This window comes from Pseudomonas sp. R1-43-08 (genome assembly GCF_003852255.1).
Lineage (GTDB): Bacteria > Pseudomonadota > Gammaproteobacteria > Pseudomonadales > Pseudomonadaceae > Aquipseudomonas.
This window is the reverse complement of the sequence record NZ_CP027734.1, coordinates 4875899-4895629: the sequence shown is the minus strand read 5'-3', so window position 1 is coordinate 4895629 and position 19731 is coordinate 4875899. Positions and strand designations below refer to the sequence as shown.

General features: G+C 62.1%; 17 protein-coding genes. 7 read left to right on the top strand and 10 right to left on the bottom strand.

Annotated elements, in window-relative coordinates; all coding sequences use genetic code 11:
• Positions 1-154: 154 nt before the first annotated feature.
• The gene (gene miaB, locus C4J87_RS22435) at positions 155-1483 is read right to left on the bottom strand and encodes a tRNA (N6-isopentenyl adenosine(37)-C2)-methylthiotransferase MiaB (protein WP_124368465.1); all 1329 of its coding nucleotides are present in this window, start codon (positions 1481-1483) and stop codon (positions 155-157) included.
• Positions 1484-1615: 132 nt separating this feature from the next.
• Here miaB and C4J87_RS22430 point away from each other — a divergent pair, with 132 nt between their 5' ends.
• Complete coding sequence (locus tag C4J87_RS22430; protein ID WP_003194436.1) at positions 1616-1942, top strand: DUF1820 family protein; 327 nt, start codon at positions 1616-1618, stop codon at positions 1940-1942.
• A gap of 12 nt (positions 1943-1954) precedes the next feature.
• Here C4J87_RS22430 and C4J87_RS22425 read toward each other — a convergent pair whose 3' ends face one another.
• The 4 genes from C4J87_RS22425 to C4J87_RS22410 form a co-directional block, all read right to left on the bottom strand.
• A complete protein-coding gene (locus tag C4J87_RS22425; protein ID WP_057724919.1) occupies positions 1955-2509 on the bottom strand; it encodes a tetratricopeptide repeat protein in 555 nt (184 codons plus the stop codon).
• Positions 2510-2735: 226 nt separating this feature from the next.
• Complete coding sequence (gene hemL, locus C4J87_RS22420) at positions 2736-4019, bottom strand: glutamate-1-semialdehyde 2,1-aminomutase (RefSeq protein ID WP_124364539.1); 1284 nt, start codon at positions 4017-4019, stop codon at positions 2736-2738.
• 11 nt (positions 4020-4030) lie between these two features.
• On the bottom strand, positions 4031-4660 hold the full coding sequence (thiE, locus tag C4J87_RS22415) for a thiamine phosphate synthase (protein WP_124368464.1): 630 nt from the start codon (positions 4658-4660) through the stop codon (positions 4031-4033).
• 49 nt (positions 4661-4709) lie between these two features.
• Positions 4710-5507, bottom strand: coding sequence for a hydroxymethylpyrimidine/phosphomethylpyrimidine kinase (locus C4J87_RS22410; RefSeq protein WP_124368463.1), 798 nt, complete (start codon positions 5505-5507; stop codon positions 4710-4712).
• A 276-nt stretch (positions 5508-5783) separates the two neighbouring features.
• On the opposite strand from C4J87_RS22410, the gene C4J87_RS22405 reads away from it, so the two are divergent.
• The 4 genes from C4J87_RS22405 (at position 5784) to C4J87_RS22390 (ending at position 12269) form a co-directional block, all read left to right on the top strand.
• Positions 5784-8183 carry a hybrid sensor histidine kinase/response regulator gene (locus tag C4J87_RS22405; RefSeq protein ID WP_124368462.1) on the top strand — a complete coding sequence of 800 codons (2400 nt, stop codon included), beginning with the start codon at positions 5784-5786 and terminating at the stop codon, positions 8181-8183.
• A gap of 68 nt (positions 8184-8251) precedes the next feature.
• Entirely contained in the window at positions 8252-9904 is a 1653-nt protein-coding gene (locus C4J87_RS22400) for an acyl-CoA dehydrogenase family protein (protein ID WP_124368461.1), read from the top strand.
• A gap of 185 nt (positions 9905-10089) precedes the next feature.
• Positions 10090-11562, top strand: a complete 1473-nt coding sequence (gene amn, locus C4J87_RS22395; protein ID WP_164484569.1) for an AMP nucleosidase — start codon at positions 10090-10092, stop codon at positions 11560-11562.
• A gap of 71 nt (positions 11563-11633) precedes the next feature.
• Entirely contained in the window at positions 11634-12269 is a 636-nt protein-coding gene (locus C4J87_RS22390) for a pseudouridine synthase (RefSeq protein ID WP_124368460.1), read from the top strand.
• Here C4J87_RS22390 and C4J87_RS22385 read toward each other — a convergent pair.
• Together C4J87_RS22385 and C4J87_RS22380 are read right to left on the bottom strand one after the other, a co-directional pair.
• Positions 12264-12473, bottom strand: coding sequence for a DUF2788 domain-containing protein (locus C4J87_RS22385; protein ID WP_025999909.1), 210 nt, complete (start codon positions 12471-12473; stop codon positions 12264-12266). The two genes, C4J87_RS22390 and C4J87_RS22385, sit on opposite strands and share 6 nt — an antisense overlap.
• A 197-nt stretch (positions 12474-12670) precedes the next feature.
• Positions 12671-13150: an Lrp/AsnC family transcriptional regulator gene (locus C4J87_RS22380; protein WP_003194418.1), complete on the bottom strand. Its 480-nt coding sequence runs from the start codon at positions 13148-13150 to the stop codon at positions 12671-12673.
• A gap of 418 nt (positions 13151-13568) precedes the next feature.
• Between C4J87_RS22380 and C4J87_RS22375 the strand changes: the two genes are divergently transcribed.
• On the top strand, positions 13569-14585 hold the full coding sequence (locus C4J87_RS22375; protein WP_124368459.1) for a DUF6515 family protein: 1017 nt from the start codon (positions 13569-13571) through the stop codon (positions 14583-14585).
• Here C4J87_RS22375 and C4J87_RS22370 read toward each other — a convergent pair.
• Both C4J87_RS22370 and C4J87_RS22365 read right to left on the bottom strand, forming a co-directional pair.
• Positions 14582-15475: a cation diffusion facilitator family transporter gene (locus C4J87_RS22370; RefSeq protein WP_124364531.1), complete on the bottom strand. Its 894-nt coding sequence runs from the start codon at positions 15473-15475 to the stop codon at positions 14582-14584. The genes C4J87_RS22375 and C4J87_RS22370 overlap by 4 nt on opposite strands.
• A gap of 10 nt (positions 15476-15485) precedes the next feature.
• Entirely contained in the window at positions 15486-15905 is a 420-nt protein-coding gene (locus C4J87_RS22365; protein WP_124368458.1) for a polyribonucleotide nucleotidyltransferase, read from the bottom strand.
• Between the two features lie 247 nt (positions 15906-16152).
• Here C4J87_RS22365 and hrpB point away from each other — a divergent pair, with 247 nt between their 5' ends.
• Positions 16153-18663, top strand: a complete 2511-nt coding sequence (hrpB, locus tag C4J87_RS22355) for an ATP-dependent helicase HrpB (RefSeq protein WP_124368457.1) — start codon at positions 16153-16155, stop codon at positions 18661-18663.
• An 83-nt stretch (positions 18664-18746) separates the two neighbouring features.
• Here hrpB and C4J87_RS22350 read toward each other — a convergent pair whose 3' ends face one another.
• Positions 18747-19703 carry a TauD/TfdA family dioxygenase gene (locus C4J87_RS22350; RefSeq protein WP_124368456.1) on the bottom strand — a complete coding sequence of 319 codons (957 nt, stop codon included), beginning with the start codon at positions 19701-19703 and terminating at the stop codon, positions 18747-18749.
• Positions 19704-19731: the final 28 nt, after the last annotated feature.

The window sequence follows — 19731 nt, the reverse complement described above, 5'->3', positions numbered from 1 at the left end:
GGTCGCTTTTAGCCGCCCTTTGGCTGTTGAGGTGAAAGAGAGAATAACGCCACGCGCCGGTGTGCGAAAGCACTTACGTCATCGGAATGTTGCACGGTCTCAGTGTGGGAGGGAGCAAGCCCCCTCCCACATTGGATATGTGTTGACCGGGGAATTACTGGATCAACGAGCCACGCAACGAGTGCGGTTGCGCCGCATCGATGTGCACATCGGCAAATTGGCCGATCAGGGTCGGGTTGTCGCAGCGGAAGTTGACGATGCGATTGTTCTCGGTGCGGCCCTGCAATTCGCCGGGGTCTTTCTTCGAGTAATCGGTTACCAGGATGCGCTGGATCGAACCGACCATTTGTCGGCTGATCTCGAAACCCTGCTGATTCAGGCGATGTTGCAGCGCATTCAAGCGCTCCTTTTTCAACGCTTCCGGGGTTTCGTCCAGCAGGTCGGCCGCTGGGGTGCCGGGTCGTTGGCTGTAGACGAACGAGTAAGAGAAGTCGAAACCCACGTCCTCGATCAGCTTCATGGTCTGCTGGAAGTCTTTCTCGGTCTCGCCAGGGAAACCGACGATAAAGTCCGAACTGATGCAGATGCCCGGCACGGCGGCGCGCAGTTTGCGCAGCTTGGACTTGTACTCCAGGGCCGTGTGATTGCGCTTCATCGCCGAGAGGATGCGGTCTGAGCCCGATTGCACCGGCAAATGCAGGTGTTTGACCAGCTCCGGCACGTCGGCGTGGGCCTGGATCAGGCTGTCGGAGAACTCCAGCGGGTGCGAGGTGGTGTAGCGGATGCGCTCGATGCCATCGACGGCGGCGACTACGCGAATCAGCTCCGCCAGGTCGGCCAGGCGTCCGTCGTGGGTCTGGCCGCGGTAGCCGTTGACGTTCTGGCCCAGCAGGGTCACTTCGCGCACGCCGTTTTCGGCCAGGTGGATGATTTCCGCCAGCACGTCGTCAAACGGCCGGCTGACTTCTTCGCCACGGGTGTAGGGCACTACACAGAAGGTGCAGTACTTGCTGCAGCCTTCCATCACCGACACATAGGCGCTTGGCCCGTCGATGCGCGGCTCGGGCAGATGGTCGAATTTTTCGATTTCGGGGAACGACACGTCCACTTGCGGCAGCTTGGTGGCGCGTGCGGCATGGATCATTTCCGGCAGGCGGTGCAGGGTCTGCGGGCCGAAGACCACATCGACATAGGGCGCGCGGTCACGAATGGCCGCACCTTCCTGGCTGGCCACGCAACCGCCGACGGCGATCACCATGTCCGGGTTGGCCAGTTTCAATTCGCGCCAGCGGCCCAGTTGCGAGTAGACCCGGTCTTGGGCCCGTTCGCGGATCGAGCAGGTATTGAGCAGGATCACGTCGGCATCTTCGGCGCGAGCCGTGACTTCCAGGGCCTGATGCTCACCCAGCAGATCGACCATGCGCGAGCTGTCGTACTCGTTCATCTGGCAACCGTGGGTTTCGATGTAAAGCTTCTTGGCCATGGGAATCGTCAACTGGTGGTAAAGAACCGCGCATTATAGGGGGCATGTCCATTGGTTCCTAGCACTGTGCATCGGGTGCCATGCTATAGTTCGCGCCCTCATTTATATCCGCCGATGTGCTGCCCGCCCCCCATGACCAAACGTGAAGCTCCAATCTACAAGGTGATTTTCCTTAACCAGGGCCAGGTGTTCGAAATGTACGCCAAGCAGATCTATCAAAGTGATCTGTGGGGCTTCCTGGAAGTGGAAGAGTTCGTCTTTGGCGAGCGCACGCAGCTAGTCGTCGATCCAGGCGAGGAAAAGCTCAAGGCCCAGTTCGAAGGCGTGGTGCGCAGTTTTGTGCCGATGCATTCGATTGTGCGCATCGACGAAGTCGAGCGCCTGGGCACGCCGAAGATCAGCGAGGCGCGAGGCACCAGCAATGTGATGCCGTTTCCGATGCCAATGCCTGAGAAGTAATGCAATGCTGAATCAGGGAAGGGGTGAAAAGGGCGAACGCCCATCGGCGCTCTGCAATTCCTGCAGGTAATTGCGGAAAATCTGCCCCAGCACCTGGGTCGCTACTTCCAGTTCATCACGCTGCATGTGCTCGGCCACTTCGTCGGCGGTGTCCAGCGCGTCTTCGGCGCCGTTGACCGCCGCCATTTTCAGCACGATGTAGGCCTGGACGTTATTGGCCGGTACACCTTCGCCGCGGAAGAACATGTTGCCCAGCTGGAATTGCGCCTGGGCGTGGCCCTGTAGCGAAGCCTTCTCGAAATAGCTCAACGCTTTGTTGAGGTCGACGGCCGGGTTCTTGCTGTCGTGGTAGTACTCGCCCAACTCGTATTGCGCTTGCGCATCCCCTTCATCAGCCTGTTTCTGGCACGCGCTCAGGGCTTCGGCCTGGGTGTCGGGCTGGGTATTGAGGGTGCAACGACCCATCGCTGGGATTAACAACGAGTTGCCGCCTGCTTGTGCATGTGCCAGCAGCGGCTGAAGGAGCAACAGGCAGCCCAGAACCAGGGTGCGGCCGGTGCGTTTCATGGGAATCGACTTACCTCTGACGGGGCGCGCGGACCCTCGCGGGGTCCAATAAGCGCGCATTATGAAATAAGCAGGCCTCTGCTTACAAAGTCTTTACTCGTTTTTCTGCTGCTTGGGCAAGTTATCTGCCGGATTGCAGGGCAATTCTCGAAAAAAGCGAGAAATGTCTGTAAGCAAGGTAGCAAATCTGACGTTGGCACGGGCAAACGTCAGAGGATGCCGTCACTTATTTCAGGGCCGCAAAGGCGCGCTCGGCAGCGTCCAGGGTCAGCTTCAACTCGGCATCGCCGTGGGCGATCGAGGTGAAGCCGGCTTCAAAGGCACTGGGCGCCAGGTACACACCGCCTTCGAGCATCAGGTGGAAGAAGCGCTTGAACAAGTCGGCGTCGCTGCCCATCACGTCATCGAAGGTGACGATGTCGTCGGCGCCGCTGAAGTACAGGCCAAACATGCCGCCGGCCTGGGTGGTGACAAACGGGATGCCGGCAGCGTCGGCCCGCACTTGCAGGCCGTCCAGCAGGCGGGTGGTGTAGTCGGTCAGCTCGGCGTGGAAGCCAGGGCGGCTGATCAGGCGCAGAGTGGTCAGGCCGGCGGCCATCGCCAGCGGGTTACCGGACAGCGTGCCGGCCTGGTAGACCGGGCCCAGTGGGGCGATGTGCTGCATGATCTCGCGCTTGCCGCCGAAGCAGCCCACTGGCATGCCGCCACCGATGATCTTGCCGAAGGTGCTCAGGTCCGGTGTAACGCCGTAATGCGCCTGGGCGCCACCGAGGGCGACACGGAAGCCGGTCATCACTTCGTCAAAAATCAGCACCACGCCGTGTTTGTCGCACTGTTCGCGCAGGCCTTCGAGGAAGCCTGGGGCCGGTGGTACGCAGTTCATGTTGCCGGCGACCGGCTCGACGATGATGCACGCCACGTCCTGGCCGACTTCACCGAGCATCTGCTCGACCGCGGCGATGTCGTTGAACGGCAGGGTCAGGGTGTGTTTGGCGAACGCCGCCGGTACGCCGGCCGAACTCGGTACGCCCTGGGTCAGCGCGCCGGAACCGGCTTTTACCAGCAGGCTGTCGGAATGGCCGTGGTAGCAGCCTTCGAATTTGATGATGCTGTCGCGACCGGTGAAACCACGGGCCAGACGGATTGCGCTCATGGTGGCTTCGGTGCCGGAGCTGACCATGCGCACCATTTCCATCGACGGCACGATCGAGCAGACCAGGTCGGCCATCTCGGTTTCCATCGCGGTTGGAGCACCGTAGGACAAACCATGCTGCAACTGCTGGCGTACGGCGTCCAGCACGTCCGGGTGGCTGTGACCGAGGATCATCGGGCCCCAGGAGCCGACGTAATCGACGTAGCGCTTGTCATCTTCGTCGGTGACATAGGCGCCTTCGGCATGCTTGAAGAACAACGGCGTGCCGCCCACGCTCTTGAACGCACGCACGGGGGAGTTCACACCGCCGGGGATGTGTTTCTGGGCATTGGCAAACAGGGTTTCGGAACGGGACATGATCGGGCTCTCTACACTGAAGATTTAAGAAGATCGTTGAACGCACGGGCGCGGCGCGTGACTTCCTGGGTGCTGTCGGCGCCGAACAGGCCGTGCACCACGGCGAGCAGGTCGGCGCCGTGGGCTACCAGCGGCTCGGCATTTTCCAGAGTGACGCCGCCGATCACGCAGATCGGCAGGTGCAGGCGTTGGCGCGCCTCGGCCAGCATTTCAAGGCTGGCGGCCGGTGCGCCGGGCTTGGTGGTGGAATTGAAGAAGCGGCCAAAGGCGACATAACTGGCGCCCTCCCGAGCGGCCTGTTCGGCCAGCTCAATCTGGCTGTGGCACGTTGCGCCGATGATCGCCTTGGAGCCGAGCAGCGCTCGCGCCGGGGTCAGCGGGCCGTCGGTCTGGCCCAGGTGCACACCCACGCCCAGGCGCGCGGCCAGTTCGGCGTCATCGTTGATGATCAGGTGGGTCTTGTAGCGCGAGCACAGTTCCCGCAGTTTCTCGGCTTCACGCAGGCGGCGCGCTTCGTCGCTGCTTTTGTCGCGGTACTGCAGCAATGTCACGCCGCCGTCCAACGCCGCTTCGACGTAGGCGAGGAATTTGCCGGCCAACAGTAGGCTGTCGGTAATGGCGTAAAGGCCACGTAGTTTCATCGGGCAAGCCCCTTGCTGTGACGAGCGGTAAGTGGTGATGAAAGGTGAACTACGAGCAGAAATCCAGTGGCAACCGACGCGGTACGAACTGGCCCTGGCCGAGTCGTTCGGCATCGCGCAGGGTGCGCCAGGTGTAGTTGAGCGCCGACTGCACGGCGCTGACCAGGCCTTCGCCCTGGGCGAGCCGCCCCGTCAGCGCACTGGCCAGCGTGCACCCCGAGCCATGATAACTGCCGGGTAAACGCTGGCACGTGTAGGTATGGCGGCTGCCATCGCGGCTGTACAGACGATTGTGCACTTCGTGCTCGTCGCCGTGGCCGCCGGTGATCAGCAGATGCTTGATGTAGGGCAACAGCTTCTCGGCGCATTCGTCGGCGCTGCCGTCAGGCAATTCGGCCAGGATGCGGGCTTCGGGCAGGTTGGGTGTGGCGATCAGCGCCAGGGGCAGCAGCCGCTCGCGCATCGCATAACCGACTTCATCCTTGCCCAGGCTGCCACCGCCACCGGCGCGCAGCACCGGGTCGCACACCACCGGCAGGTGCGGGTGCGCCTGCAGCAGTTCGACCACCGTGTCGACCATCGCGGTAGAACCGAGCATGCCCAGCTTGACCGCCGCGACTTCTGAATCGCTGAGCACCGCATTGGCCTGGGCCAACACCCACTCGCGGTCGAGCACGCGAAAGTCACTGACGTTGACAGTGTTTTGCACGGTCAGCGCGGTGACGGCCGCAGCGGCGTGGCAGCCCTGGGCGAGCAGGGCTTCGATATCGGCCTGCAAGCCGGCGCCACCACTGGGATCATGGCCGGAGAGACAGAGAACAACGGGGCGAGAGCTGTAGATATTCATGGTGCGCGAGCTTACCACCAAACGCTTTTTGCGTGGCCGTCCGGCGATGAGGGAATGTTGCCCTGGGATGAGGCTTCTGTGTGGCTGAAAATTCTCTGCAAATACGCTGAAAGCCTCGTCCCAGGGCCATCTTAAAAATAGTTGCCATGGTGTCCAATGGCCTTTACCGGCTATGCTAAAGTGGATCCAAACAACTTACTGTATCGCCGGTGTACGTCTTCTCAAAAGGAATGGGGGAGCTTTTTGCCATAACCGGACAGGCCACGCTGGGGCTCTATGCGCTATTTGCTGATTTTATTATTGTGCGGGCTGCCGCTGCTGGCCGGCGCCGCCGAGTTCAATCAGAGCACCCGAAGCCTGCCATTGGGCCGGGTCATGCAAGTGCTCGAAGACCCAACCGGCACCCTCACCATCGCCGACGTCAGTTCCCCTGCCTACGCCGCTCAATTCAAACCCCATGACACACCCACCCTCAATGCCGGTTATTCGCACTCGGTGTTCTGGTTGAAGGTCAACCTGCATTACACCGCCGTTGACCCCCGCTCCCCGCGGACCTGGTTTGTGGAGCTGGCTTACCCGCCACTCAATCGCCTCGAGCTGTACCAGAACGACGGCACCGGTACTTATCGGCTGACTACCCGCACCGGCAGCGCGTTACCGTTTTCCAGCCGTGAAGTGCGCCAGGCCAACTACCTGTTCAAGCTCAACTTCCTGCCGGGCCAGCAGCAGACGCTCTACCTGCGCCTGCAAAGCCAAGGCTCGATCCAGGCGCCGTTGACCCTCTGGGCAGGTACGGCCTATATGGAAGAACAGCCGCTGCGCTTGTATGTGCTGGGCGCTATCTACGGCGTGTTGCTAGGTATGTTGGTCTACAACCTGTTCATTTATTTGAGCGTGCGCGACACCAGCTACCTCTATTACATTCTCTACATCGCCTCGTTCGGCCTGTACCAGCTGTCAGTCAATGGCGTGGCCGTGGAGTACTTCTGGCCGAACAACCCGTGGTGGGCGAACGCGGCGGTGCCGTTTCTGATCGGCTCGGCCGCCTTGTTCGGCAGCCTGTTCGCGCGCAGCTTCCTGCACACCGCACAGCACAGCCGCTGGCTCGACCGCATCCTGCTGGGGCTGGCGGCCTGTGGCGGGGTGGTCATGGCGCTGGCGCTGTTGACCAGCTACGCGGTGGCGCTGCGCCTGGCCACCGGCTTGGCCCTGGTGTTTACCGTGACCATCTTCATTGCTGCGATCAAGGCCTGGTATTGCGGCCAGCGCATGGCGCGCTATTTCATCATTGCCTGGTCGGCGTTTTTACTCGGCGGGGTAGTCAATACGCTGATGGTGCTGGGCTACTTGCCCAACGTATTCCTCACGATGTATGCCAGCCAGATCGGCTCGGCCATCGAAGTCGCGCTGCTGTCCCTGGCCCTGGCCGACCGCATCAACGGCATGCGCGAGCAGCAGGCGCAGATCCTGTTCGACGCCAGCCAGAAACTCGAAGTGCTCAACCAGCAATTGGCCCGCAGCAATCGGCTCAAGGATGAATTCCTTGCCACCTTGACCCATGAATTACGCACGCCGATGAACGGCGTGATCGGCTCTCTGGAACTGATGCAAACCCTGTCCCTGGACGACGACCTGGCGCAGTACCAGCAAACCGCCGCCGGTTCGGCGCGGGACATGATGCGCATGGTCAACGGCATTCTCACCCTGACCGAGTTGCAGGCTGGCCGCCTGGCTGCCCGCCCGCAGGTGTTCGGCCTGCGCGGCGTGCTGGAAACCGTGCGTCAACAGTTCGCGGCCAGCGCCCAGGCCAAGGGCCTGGCGTTTTCCATTGACGTCGCCGATGCCGTGCCGGACCGCGTGATCGGCGACGCCGACAAACTGATCCAGTGCCTGGATTGCCTGCTGGACAACGCATTCAAATTCACCCACGACGGCGCGGTGCGCATACGCGTGGTGGGCGTCCCCCAGGCGGATGGCGGATTACGCCTGAGCTTTATCGTGACCGACACCGGTATCGGCTTCGCCTTCCTTGACGAGGCCACGCTGTACCAGCGCTTCTTCCAGCTCGATGGTTCGATGACCCGCGAATACGGCGGCCTGGGCATTGGCCTGGCAATTTGCCGGCAGCTGATCGAGCTGATGGGCGGCCGCCTCACCCATCATTCAGAGCCACGCAGGGGCAGTCGCTTCCAGTTGGAAATGGACGTCAAGCCGGTGCCGCCCGAGCCCAAGCCCACCGCACAGTTGCGGCCTGCACAACGAGCGCCGCAGGATTGCACGGTGTTGTTGGTGGACGACAACAGCGTGGCGCAATTGGCGGTGCGGGGCATGCTGCTCAAGCTGGGTTATCGGGTCAAGGCCGTGGATGGCGGCCCGGCGGCATTGGCAGCGTTGCAGGAGCACAGGTTCGACGCGGTAGTGCTGGATGTGCCTGAGGGCGGCTTCTCATTGTGCTGTCAGATCCGTGCCTTGCCGGGCTGCGGTGAGTTACCGGTGATCGGCCTGAGCAGCGCGCTCAATGTCGCGGACCGTGAGCGCTGCCATGGCATCGGCATGAGCGATCACTTGGCCAAGCCGGTACGTTTCGAGGCTTTGCAGGCGACGCTGGAGCGGCTCGTGCTGTGTCCACCAGAGGGCGAAAGCGCCGAACATTCGGCGCGTATGCCACTTTTTTAAGGCCTGGGTCGGTGCTTAACTGAAATCAAGGCCTCGATGTCACGTGGCCTGTTTCCAAGAGGCCCGTCATGAACCTGCACCGGTTTGCCGAAACCCACGACGTCACCAACCAGCCACCGTCTTTGGACGGCACCAACCTGTACCGTATCGACCTGCCCCTGCAAGAGTGGGCGCGTCGCTTTGGCGCCGGCTGGGCCGAGTCGCGCATCGATGCCTATGGTGCACTGGCCGGCGGGCCGTTGATGGAGGCCGGGTTCCTGGCCAACCAGCACAAGCCGGTGTTCAGCAGCCATGACCGTTATGGTCATCGAATTGACCTGGTGGAGTTTCACCCCGCCTACCACGAACTGATGCGCACCGCCGTCGAGCACGGCCTGCCGTCGCTGCCGTGGGCCCATCCGCAATCCGGCGCCCACGTCGCACGCGCGGCGATGACTTACCTGCACAGCCAGGCCGAAGCGGGCACCGGTTGCCCGCTGACCATGACGTTCGCCTGCGTCCCGGCCCTGCGCTTGCAACCGGAGCTGGCGGACCTCTGGCTGCCGAAGATCCTCAGTACCCAATACGACCCGCGCAACGTCGGCATTGCCCACAAGGCCGGTGCCACAATCGGCATGGCCATGACCGAGAAACAGGGCGGCACCGACGTGCGCGCCAACACTACCCGCGCCTACGCGGTGGGCGCGGGTGGGCCGGGGCAGGCCTACGAACTGGTCGGTCACAAATGGTTCTGCTCCGCGCCCATGTGCGACGCCTTCCTCACCCTGGCCCAGACTGACAAGGGCCTGACCTGTTTCCTGCTGCCTCGGCATCGCCCGGATGACACGCGCAACGAGTTCTACATCCAGCGGTTGAAGAACAAACTCGGCAACTGCTCTAACGCCTCCAGCGAGGTGGAGTTCCGTGGCGCCCTGGCCTGGATGATCGGTGAAGAGGGGCGCGGCGTGCCGACCATCATTGAGATGGTCGCCATGACCCGCTTCGATTGCATGGTCGGTTCCAGCGCGCTGATGCGCCAGGCCTTGACCCAGGCAAGCCACCACTGCGCCCACCGTTCGGTCGGCGGCCGCGTATTGAGCGAACAACCGTTGATGCAGAACGTGCTCGCCGACCTGGCCCTGGAAAGCGAAGCGGCCTTGGCCTTGAGCCTGCGCATGGGGCGCGCGCTGGATCATCTGGGAAATGAACAGGAAGCCAAATTCGCCCGGCTGGTGACGGCGGTGGGCAAGTATTGGATCTGCAAACGCGCACCTGCCATGATCAATGAAGCCGCCGAATGCATGGGCGGCGCCGGGTATGTCGAGGACAGCATCCTGCCGCGTCTGTACCGTGAGGCGCCGGTGAATTCAACGTGGGAAGGTTCCGGCAACGTGCAATGCCTGGACGTGCTGCGGGCATTGTCCAAGGAACCGGGTGTGCTGGAGGCGTTGTTTGTCGAACTGGGCGATGGGCATGGCGACCCCCGGCTGGCGCGGCATATCGAGGGGTTGAAGTCAGCGTTCATGGACACCCAGGATATCCAATACCGCGCCCGTCAACTGACCGAGGATATCGCCCTGGCGCTGCAGGCCAAGTTGTTGCTGGAGGCGGGGAATGCGGCGGTCAGCGATGGCTTCACTGCCAGTCGCCTGGGTGAGTCATCGGGGCGGGTCTACGGCGCCTTGCCGCGCGGGGTGGATGTGCAGGCCCTTGTCGCCCGTTCAACCCCGTTATCTCCTTGAATAAACGCGGTCAAGTGTGGGAGGGGGCTTGCTCCCGATAGCGGTATGTCAGCCAAGAATCCAGTGACTGTCACACCGCTATCGGGAGCAAGCCCCCTCCCACATTTTAAAGGGCATTCCAACTCTGGTGTTTCAGTGAGGCAGGGATACAGGCAAGATAAAGGCCTGCAAGTCCAGAACACAGGATGCTTACCGTGACCGAAGCTTTTGTTGTCGTTCAAACCGCTGAAGAGGCCGTGGATCGGCTGGCGGCCCTGCATGAGCGTGCGACTGGCGCGCTCAATCAAGCCCTCAAGCAATACCTCAAGGACCGCGTCGAACCCGACGCCGCACAACGTGCGCTGTTTCGCTATCCGGAACTGCGCCTGACTTACCACTGCCACGGCGAAGTCCCACAGACCACCCGGGCGTATGCCAAGGTGCAGTTGCCGGGTACCTACAGCGTGACCGTCACCCATCCGGCGGCCTTCCGTAAGTACCTGCTGGAGCAACTGGTGCCGCTGATGCACGACTTCACCGTGACGGTGGAAGTGGGCGTCAGCCAGCAGAACATTCCGTACCCGTACGTGGTGGAGCAGGGCGATGAGCTGGCCGGTTCCGGCGTGACTGCCGCGACCCTGGCCCGCGTGTTCCCCAGCACTGACTTGTCGGCCGCCACCGATGGCATCGCCGACGGCCTCTATGACTGGGAAAACACCGACCCGCTGCCCCTGGCCCTGTTCGACGCGGCCCGCGTGGACTTTTCCCTGCGCCGCCTGGTGCACTACACCGGCAGCGACTGGCGCCATGTGCAGCCGTGGATTCTGCTGACCAACTACCATCGCTACGTTGACCAGTTCATCGTGCATGGCCTGGAGCAACTGCGCAGCGACCCGCGTTTTATCCGTATGGTGCTGCCGGGCAACGTGGTGATCGACAAGAGCATGGACCACGGCGAAGCGTCGGCGATTGCCGCAGGCGTGGTCTGGCACCGCTACCAGATGCCGGCCTATCACCTGCAGGCCACTGACGGCCACGGCGTGACCCTGGTGAATATTGGCGTGGGCCCGTCCAACGCCAAGAACATCACCGACCACCTGGCCGTGCTGCGCCCGCATTGCTGGCTGATGATCGGGCACTGCGGCGGCCTGCGCCAATCCCAGACCATCGGCGACTACGTACTGGCCCACGCCTATATGCGTCGCGACGGGATTCTCGACCGTGTGGTACCGCCGAACATCCCGATCCCGGCCCTGGCCGAGGTGCAGCTGGCGCTTCAGCAAGCCGCGGCCAACGTCACCGGCGAGAAAGGCGAAGAACTGAAAAAACGCCTGCGCACCGGCACCGTGTTGACCTACGACGACCGCAACTGGGAGCTGCGCTGGGCCCAGGAGCGACCGCTGATCAACCTGTCCCGCGCCGTGGCAGTGGACATGGAAAGCGGCACCATCGCCGCCCAGGGTTACCGGCTGCGTGTGCCCTACGGCACGCTGTTGTGTGTGTCGGACAAACCGCTGCACAGTGAGATCAAATTGCCGGGTTCGGCCAACGCGTTCTATGAGCGGGCCGTCAGCCAACACTTGAAGATCGGCATCGAAGCGGTCGACCTGCTGCGCACCGAACTCAATGCGCTGCACTCGCGCAAACTGCGCAGCTTCGACGAGCCGCCGTTCCGCTAAGCGGTGGGGATGGTCATTTAGCGGTCAGGCCACTAGCATTGTCGGTCCTGACCGTTAGATGTTCCTTCGCCATGTCCCGTCCTACCCGTCCCGATTCGTGCCGCCCTGGCGTGAAACCCCCGCATGCAGGCCCGCGCCGTGTCGCCAAGGCACCGCCGGCCGAGCCGAAGCTGATCCTGTTCAACAAGCCGTTCGATGTGCTGACCCAGTTCAGTGACGAAGGCGGGCGCGCGACCCTCAAGGACTTTATCGACATTCCCGGTATCTACCCGGCAGGCCGCCTGGACCGTGACAGCGAAGGCCTGTTGCTGCTGACCAACGACGGCCAGCTACAAGCGCGCATTGCCGACCCCAGGCACAAGCTGGCGAAAACCTACTGGGTGCAGGTCGAAGGCGAACCCACCGAAGCACATCTGCAACGTCTGCGCGACGGCGTGGAGCTTAACGACGGCATGACCCTGCCCGCCGAGGCCCGGCGGTTGGAGGAGCCTGATTTATGGCCACGCAACCCGCCCGTGCGCTTTCGCAAAAGCGTGCCCACCCATTGGCTGGAACTGGTGATTCGTGAAGGGCGTAACCGCCAGGTGCGACGCATGACCGCCGCGGTGGGCTTGCCGACGTTGCGCCTGGTGCGCGTACGGATTGGCGACTGGTCTATCGAAGGCCTCGATCAGGGCCAGTGGAAGGCAGTACCGCCACGTTTATAAGGCACCGGACTCGATCAGGCCGATCACCACGCTCTTGATGATGAACGCGGCCACGCCCAGGCCCAGCACGAAAAACAGAATGAACGAGCCAAAGCGCCCGGCTTTGGACTTTTTCGCCAGGTCCCAGACGATAAAGCCCATGAAGATAATCAGGATCGTGACCAGGCCGGTCATCATCCATTCTTCGAACAGGGCGGGGTCGATGTTGTTCATGGGGCTTCCTACTAAGGCAGGCGGGCAGTATACGGCAGCATCACAGGCACAACATTGACCTGGATCGAAGTGCAATCAAACTGTGGGAGGGGGCTTGCTCCCGATAGCTGAGTGTCAGTCAGTATATTTATCAACTGACCCACCGCTATCGGGAGCAAGCCCCCTCCCACATTTGAACTTCATTGTTCTCAGGTGCGCAGGTGGGTCAGGGGCAGTTCGGTGCTATTCAAGACTTGGTTCAGCACAAAGCTGGAACGCACACTGGTCACGCCTTCAATCCGGGTCAGATGCCCCAGCAGCAGTTTCTGGTAGTGATCCATATCTGGCACCACCACTTTCAACTGATAGTCGGCATCCATCCCGGTCACCAGGCTGCATTCCAGCACCTGGGGCAAGGTGCGGATGGCCGCTTCGAAATTTTCGAAACGTTCCGGGGTATGCCGGTCCATGCCGATCAACACGTAGGCGGTCAGGCTCAGGCCGAGCATCTTGCGGTCGAGCAATGCGACCTGACGGGCGATGTAGCCGTCGTCTTCCAATTGCTTGACCCGGCGCGAGCAGGGCGAAGGCGACAGGCCGATGCGCTCGGCCAACTCCTGGTTGGAGATCCGTGCGTCACGCTGCAATTCCGCCAAAATACTCAGGTCGTATCGATCAAGCTTGCTCATTGGGTTGGCCTTTGTCGTAACTATTGCGGTGAATTATCTATGAAGGGTTAAAAATTGCGCAAGCACTGTTTGTTGACGCAATCTTCGCAATCATCCACCGGGCGCGCGCCTGTATCTTTATCAACAGAATCACCGCCTGGACAACAGTCCACTCGCAGCGAGCCCAATCAGGCCCGCTGCGGCCGCCACCCGAGCAGGGTTGAGCCGGCCTCCAGGCTGCACACTGTCCACAAGACGGCGTGAGGTGAGCCAACGTCAAAAGCGTTGAGCCAGGACGAAATTCTCAAGGGGTGGCCGACGGGTCACCTCTTTTCTTTTGCGTTCAAGAAAATAGTTCTCGTGACTGATAACCTGTCTCAGAACCGGTCGAGGCTTTTCCAGTCTCATGATCGAGCCCTAATCCGCAGTGAGGAAAAGCATGAAGCGCATCTGGCGTATGGCAGGTGTTGGTTTGCTGGTGGCCAGCGTTGGCGCCCAGGCGGTGGCCGACGAACGCGATAACTCACCGGGCCAGGGGCAGCGCCCACAGGGCGGCGGCGGTCAGCATGAGCGGGGGCCGGAAGGCGGCGGGCGCCCGGAGAACAACCAGCCGCGCCCGCAGAATCCGCATATTGATCGCGGCGGCCAGAATGGCGGCGGTCAATGGCAGGGGCGCCCGCAGGCGAATGAACAGGGGCGGCCGCAACCGCAGCCACAGCCGTCGAACAACCTGCCAATCCAGGGGCGGCCCGATACCGTGCGCCAGACCCAGGAGCCGCGCCAGGGCTATTACCGCGATATCCCACGGCGTAACGACGACAACCGACATTGGGAAGCAGGCGGTCCAGGTTCGCGGCCTGGTGACCATGGCCGTCCCGGCGACAACCGCTGGCCGGGGCGTCCCGATGGGCACGGCAACGGTTGGGGGGCGGGCCCGCAATATCGTCCAGGCTATATCGTCGACCGGTTCCCCGACCGCAATTACCGCGTGCCCTACCGTGGCCAGGATTACTTTTTCTCCGGCGGTTACTGGTACCGTCCACAAGGCCCGCGTTATGTGGTGGTGAGGCCACCGTATGGCATCCGGGTGCAGTATTTGCCGGACTACGCGCGTGAAGTGTGGGTGGGCGGTTCGCTATTGTTCCTGGCGGCTGGCGCCTACTACGCCTACGAACAGAACACCCAGCAATACGTGGTGGTGGAACCGCCGGCGCAGGTGCCGGCGCCTCAGCCTGCGCCGCAAGGCAATGGCTATAATGTGGTGGCCTACCCGGCCAACGGGCAATCCCCGGCTCAGGTGCAGCAGGACGGTTACGATTGTTATCGCTGGGCCGCGCAGCAAAGCGGCTTTGACCCGCAGACCGCCACCTATGCCCCTGACCCGGCGGTGGTGCAAACCTACCGCCAAGCCCAGGGCAACTGCCTGAGCAGTCGCGGCTATCAGGTCCAGTATTAAGCGCTGGCGCCGGTGACCACTTCCTGCGGGTCGGCGTGCACCAGCACCTCGGCCTTCGGGTAGGCCTGATGAATGGCATCGGCGGCTTGGTCGCTGATGCCGTGGGCCACCGACAGCGTCAGTTCTCCCGGCAACTCCAGGTGCAACTGCACGAACCAGTGGTTGCCGGAAACCCGCGTGCGCAAGTCATGGGCGCCCAGCACGCCCGGTACGCTGCGGGCCAGGTCGAGCATGTGCTGGCTGATATCCGCCGGCAGTTCTTCGTCCATCAATACGGCAAAGCTTTCCCGGGCGATCTGGATGGCGCTCCACAAGATGTAGGCGGCGATGCCCAGGCCGAACCAGGCGTCCACCTGATGGAAGCCAAAGCCCGCGAGCACCAGCGCCACCAGGATGCTGCCGTTGAGCATCAGGTCGGAGCGGTAATGCAGCGAATCGGCGCGCACCGCGTTGGAGCCGGTTTCGCGGATCACCCGGTGTTGCAGCATCAACAACGCCACGGTCAGCGCCAGTGAGAACACGATTACGCCAATGCTCAGCCAGGGCGCGCCTACAGGCTCCGGGTGCTGCAAGCGTTGGTAGGCCTGGAAGGCGATCAACGCTGCGCTGCCACCGATAAACAGCGCCTGGGCCATGCCCGACAGCGACTCCGCCTTGCCGTGACCGTAACGGTGATCGTCATCGGCGGGGCGCAGGGCGTAGTGCACCGCAAGCAGATTGAGCAGCGATGTCACGCCGTCGAGCAGCGAGTCGGTCAACCCGGCGAGCATGGCCACCGAGCCACTGAACCACCAGGCGATGGCCTTGGTGATGATCAACGCACTGGCCACGCCCACCGAGGCGCGGGTGGCCAGGCGCAGGAGCCTGGCGTGTTCGGGACTGCTGGTCATGGCGCTGTCCTTATGCCGCAGGCTGCAGGCCCAGGGACGCCAGTTGTTGCACGCTGCCCTTGAATTGGATCAGGCGTGGATCGTCCAGCGGCAGGGTATGCCCGGTTTCCTTCTGGATGATGCCTTGCAGCTTGGCGTTGTCGACCGTGCCGTCGGCGCCGATGGCTTCGTGCAGTTTTTCCGGCGCGACCTGGGCGGTCTTGCCCGGTTCGAAGTAGATCGCCCCCGTGGCGAAGTCGACGCCGAACGCGATCAGGCCAGGGATCACATAGAACAGCAAGCCGACCGCATCGAGCACGGCAATCGCCGGGTCGATCTTGCCGTCGATCTGGCCACGGCGATCCGGGTAGAAAATCGAACCGCAGGCGGTGAGTTGGCTCAGCAGGGTGACGGCCAAGACGCCGCCAATGACACGGGAAGCGATACGCATGAAAAAGTCTCCTGAACACAATTGATAAATGACTATATCGCACTGCCTGATCGTTCCCACGCTCTGCGTGGGAATGCATGCCGTGACGCTTTGCGTCAACTTGCGCAGGTATTGGAACGCGGAGCGTTCCGGGCGGTATTCCCACGCAGAGCGTGGGAACGATCTCAGTATGGGAACGATGTTATTCAGACCCGCGCAAGCATCCGGCAGTTCGCCGTTATACTCGCCGCTCTGCTTTGGAGCCAGTATGAATTCGTTGCCGATTGATGATGTTTTACCCGCCCTGCGTGACGCCTTGGCGATTCGCCATGAAGCCGTGCTGGAAGCGCCCCCCGGCGCCGGTAAAACCACCCGCGTGCCCCTGGCCTTGTTGAATGAGCCCTGGCTCGCCGGGCAAACCATCTTGATGCTCGAACCCCGGCGTCTTGCCGCGCGGGCCGCTGCCGAGCGCCTGGCCAGCGAGTTGGGCGAGAAGGTCGGTGAAACGGTCGGCTATCGCATTCGCCTCGACAGCAAGGTCGGCCCCACTACCCGCATAGAAGTGGTCACCGAAGGTATCCTCACCCGGCGCTTGCAGGACGACCCGGCGCTGGACGGCGTGGGCCTGCTGATCTTTGACGAATTCCACGAGCGCAGCCTCGACGCCGACCTGGCGCTGGCCCTGAGCCTCAACGGCCGCGAGCTGTTTCGCGACGACCAACCGCTGAAAATCCTTCTGATGTCCGCCACCCTTGAAGGCGAGCGCCTGGCCGAGCTGCTGGATAATGCGCCGATCCTGCGCAGCGAAGGGCGCATGTTCCCGGTGCAGATGCGCTGGGGGCGGCCGTATCAGGCGGGGGAATTTATCGAGCCGCGCGTGGTGCAGACAATCCTTGAGGCCCTGCATGACGAGACCGGCAGCGTGCTGGTGTTTCTGCCGGGGCAGGCGGAGATTCGCCGGGTGCATCAACAACTGGCCGAAGCCTTGGGGGACCACCCCACCGTTTTGCTGTGCCCGCTGCACGGCGAGCTCGACCTCAATGCCCAACGCGCCGCCATCGACCCGGCGCCGGCCGGCAAGCGCAAAGTGGTACTGGCCACCAACATCGCCGAAACCAGCCTGACCATCAACGGCGTGCGTGTGGTCATCGACGCCGGGCTGGCGCGGGTGCCACGCTTCGACCCCGGCAGCGGTATGACGCGCCTCGACACCCAGCGCATCTCCCGCGCCAGCGCCACCCAGCGTGCCGGCCGGGCAGGGCGGTTGGAACCGGGGGTGTGTTATCGCCTGTGGTCCGAGGACCAGCATGAAGGGCTGGCCGCCTATGGCAGCGCGGAAATCCTTGCCGCCGACCTCGCCGGCCTGGCCTTGCAACTGGCGCGCTGGGGCGTCACGCCCGCGCAGTTGGTGTGGCTGGACCGGCCACCGACCGCCGCCTACGCCCAGGCCCAGGATTTACTGGTGCGCCTCGGCGCCTTGAATGACGACACACTCAGCGCCCATGGCCAGAAAATGGCCGAGTTGCCGGCCCACCCGCGTATCGCCCACTTGCTGTTGCGCGGACAGGACCTGGGCCTCGCCGCGATGGCCTGTGATGTCGCGGCGTTGTTGGGTGAGCGCGATATCCTGCGCGGCGCCGGTGCCGACTTGCACAGCCGCCTGGCGCTGTTGTCCGGCGAAGAGCGCGCCCGTGGTACCCAGGGTGGTGTGCAACGGGCCAAGCAGTTGGCCCGCCAATATCGCGGCTATTTAAGAGGCAAGGCCACCCAACCGGTGGCCGACCCCGACCATCCGCGCTGGCTCGGCGCCTTGCTGGCGTTGGCCTACCCGGACCGCGTCGCCCAACAGCGTCGCCCCGGTGGCGCCGAATACCGTTTGGCCAATGGGCGCGCCGCACTGTTTGCCGAAGCCGACAGTTTGATGAAACACGCCTGGCTGGTGATCGCCGACCTCGGCAGCCGCCAGGGCCAGCGTGAAGAGCGCATCTACCTGGCGGCGGCCTTCGACCCGGCGCTGTTCGACACGGTGCTGGCCGAGCAAGTGCGCAACGTCGACCAGCTCGACTGGGACGAGCGCGAAGGCGTATTGCGCGCCGAACGCCAGCGCAAGGTCGGTGAGCTGGTCCTCAGTCGTGAAGCGCTCACCGGTCTCGACGAGGCCACACGCAGCCAGGCCCTGGTTGATTTGGTCCGGCGCAAGGGCCTGGAGCTGTTGCCCTGGACACCGGAACTGCGCCAATGGCAGGCACGCGTCCTGCTGCTGCGCCAGCTCGATGCCGGCAAAACCAGCGAATGGCCCGACGTCAGCGACAGCGCTTTGCTCGCGGGCCTGGAACACTGGCTGATGCCCTACCTGGGCAAAGTCTCGCGCTTGAGTCATTTCGCCCACCTGGATATATCCAGCTACCTGCACAACCTGCTGCCCTGGCCACTGCCCCAGCGCCTCGACGAATGGGCACCGCAGCATGTGAAAGTGCCGTCTGGCTCATCGGTGCGCCTGGACTACAGCGAGCACCCGCCGATCCTGGCGGTGCGCCTGCAGGAGCTGTTCGGGCTGGCGGATACGCCACGGATTGCCGGCGGGCGCCAGGTGGTGAAGTTGCACCTGTTGTCGCCGGCGCGGCGGCCGGTGCAAGTGACGCAGGATCTGGCGAACTTCTGGCGCAGTACCTATGCCGAGGTAAAGAAGGATTTGAAGGGGCGATACCCTAAGCATTACTGGCCGGATGATCCGTTGGTAGCCGAAGCGACGGCGCGGATCAAACCTAGGAAGCCTTGAGTGTAAGTAACTCCCCAGTCTTTTTGATGACTGGGGTGTTTACCTGAAAGTGTGGAATCACAGCAGGGGGTGTCTTGAAGGACTTAAAGCTCTTCAGGCGCGCTATCAAATTCCTTATGCGCGTTTAGCAACGACTTGCTCGATAGGGCGTGGATGCCGCAGGTGTACTCGATAAAAGAATGCTCGGCGGTTTCAGACTGGGCAATATTGTAGTTCTCAAAGGGCTGCATGGCCCTGCGCACTGGGGACTGATCCAGGATATTTTTGAATGTGGTGCTTGCGTCATCAGCGATCCACAGCCTTCTTGTTTTTCTCTGCTGGTTGCCATCGATGAATTTATGCCGGGCATGCAGGACCCGCAGGTTATCCATTACCAGAATGTCCCCTGGCTGAAGGCTGATAGGGGTCATGTAACGCTCGTTGGTGGAGTAGTGGGTCTGGATGTATTTAAACGCAGCGCTGGCCCATTCGGGAATAAAAGCAGTGCTGTCATACCGGTAGCGAATTCTTAATTTTGTGTCATCGATTTTTTCAAAGACTGCGCAATCGATGGACAACAAATCGTCGCGGCAGTAAGTGACACTGCCGCTGGTCATCAATATTTTTAATGTGTCAGCGTGATTGGCACGCAGGTCATTGTAGATTTTCTGCCCATCCACCAGGAAGTTGTCGCCGCCAAATTCAGGCTTTGAAACGCATTGGAGAATAACGAATTTGGGAGGCGTGATTTTTTTCGCAGTCCCCGCTACGTAGGCGATGCCATTCAAGAATGACCCATCGGTATGTGGGAAAAAATCGCTCGACAGTTCGCCGTGATAATCATCCTTGAAACGTTGCCAGTCCTTGTTGATTGGCTCGCCACCGCCCACCACACCATGTTTATCGGACTTGGTATGAAACTGAATCAGCCCGAACTTGCCGGCGGTCTCTCTAAAGGCTTCCAGAGAGTGGTCTTGAGGCTTGATGACGCAATATCCATGCTCTTTCAGAAACGTTGAGATTTCTTTGGTTTCAAAAAAATCAAACTTACGTGTGCTCATTTCACGCTCCTTGTTTTATTGGAAAAAC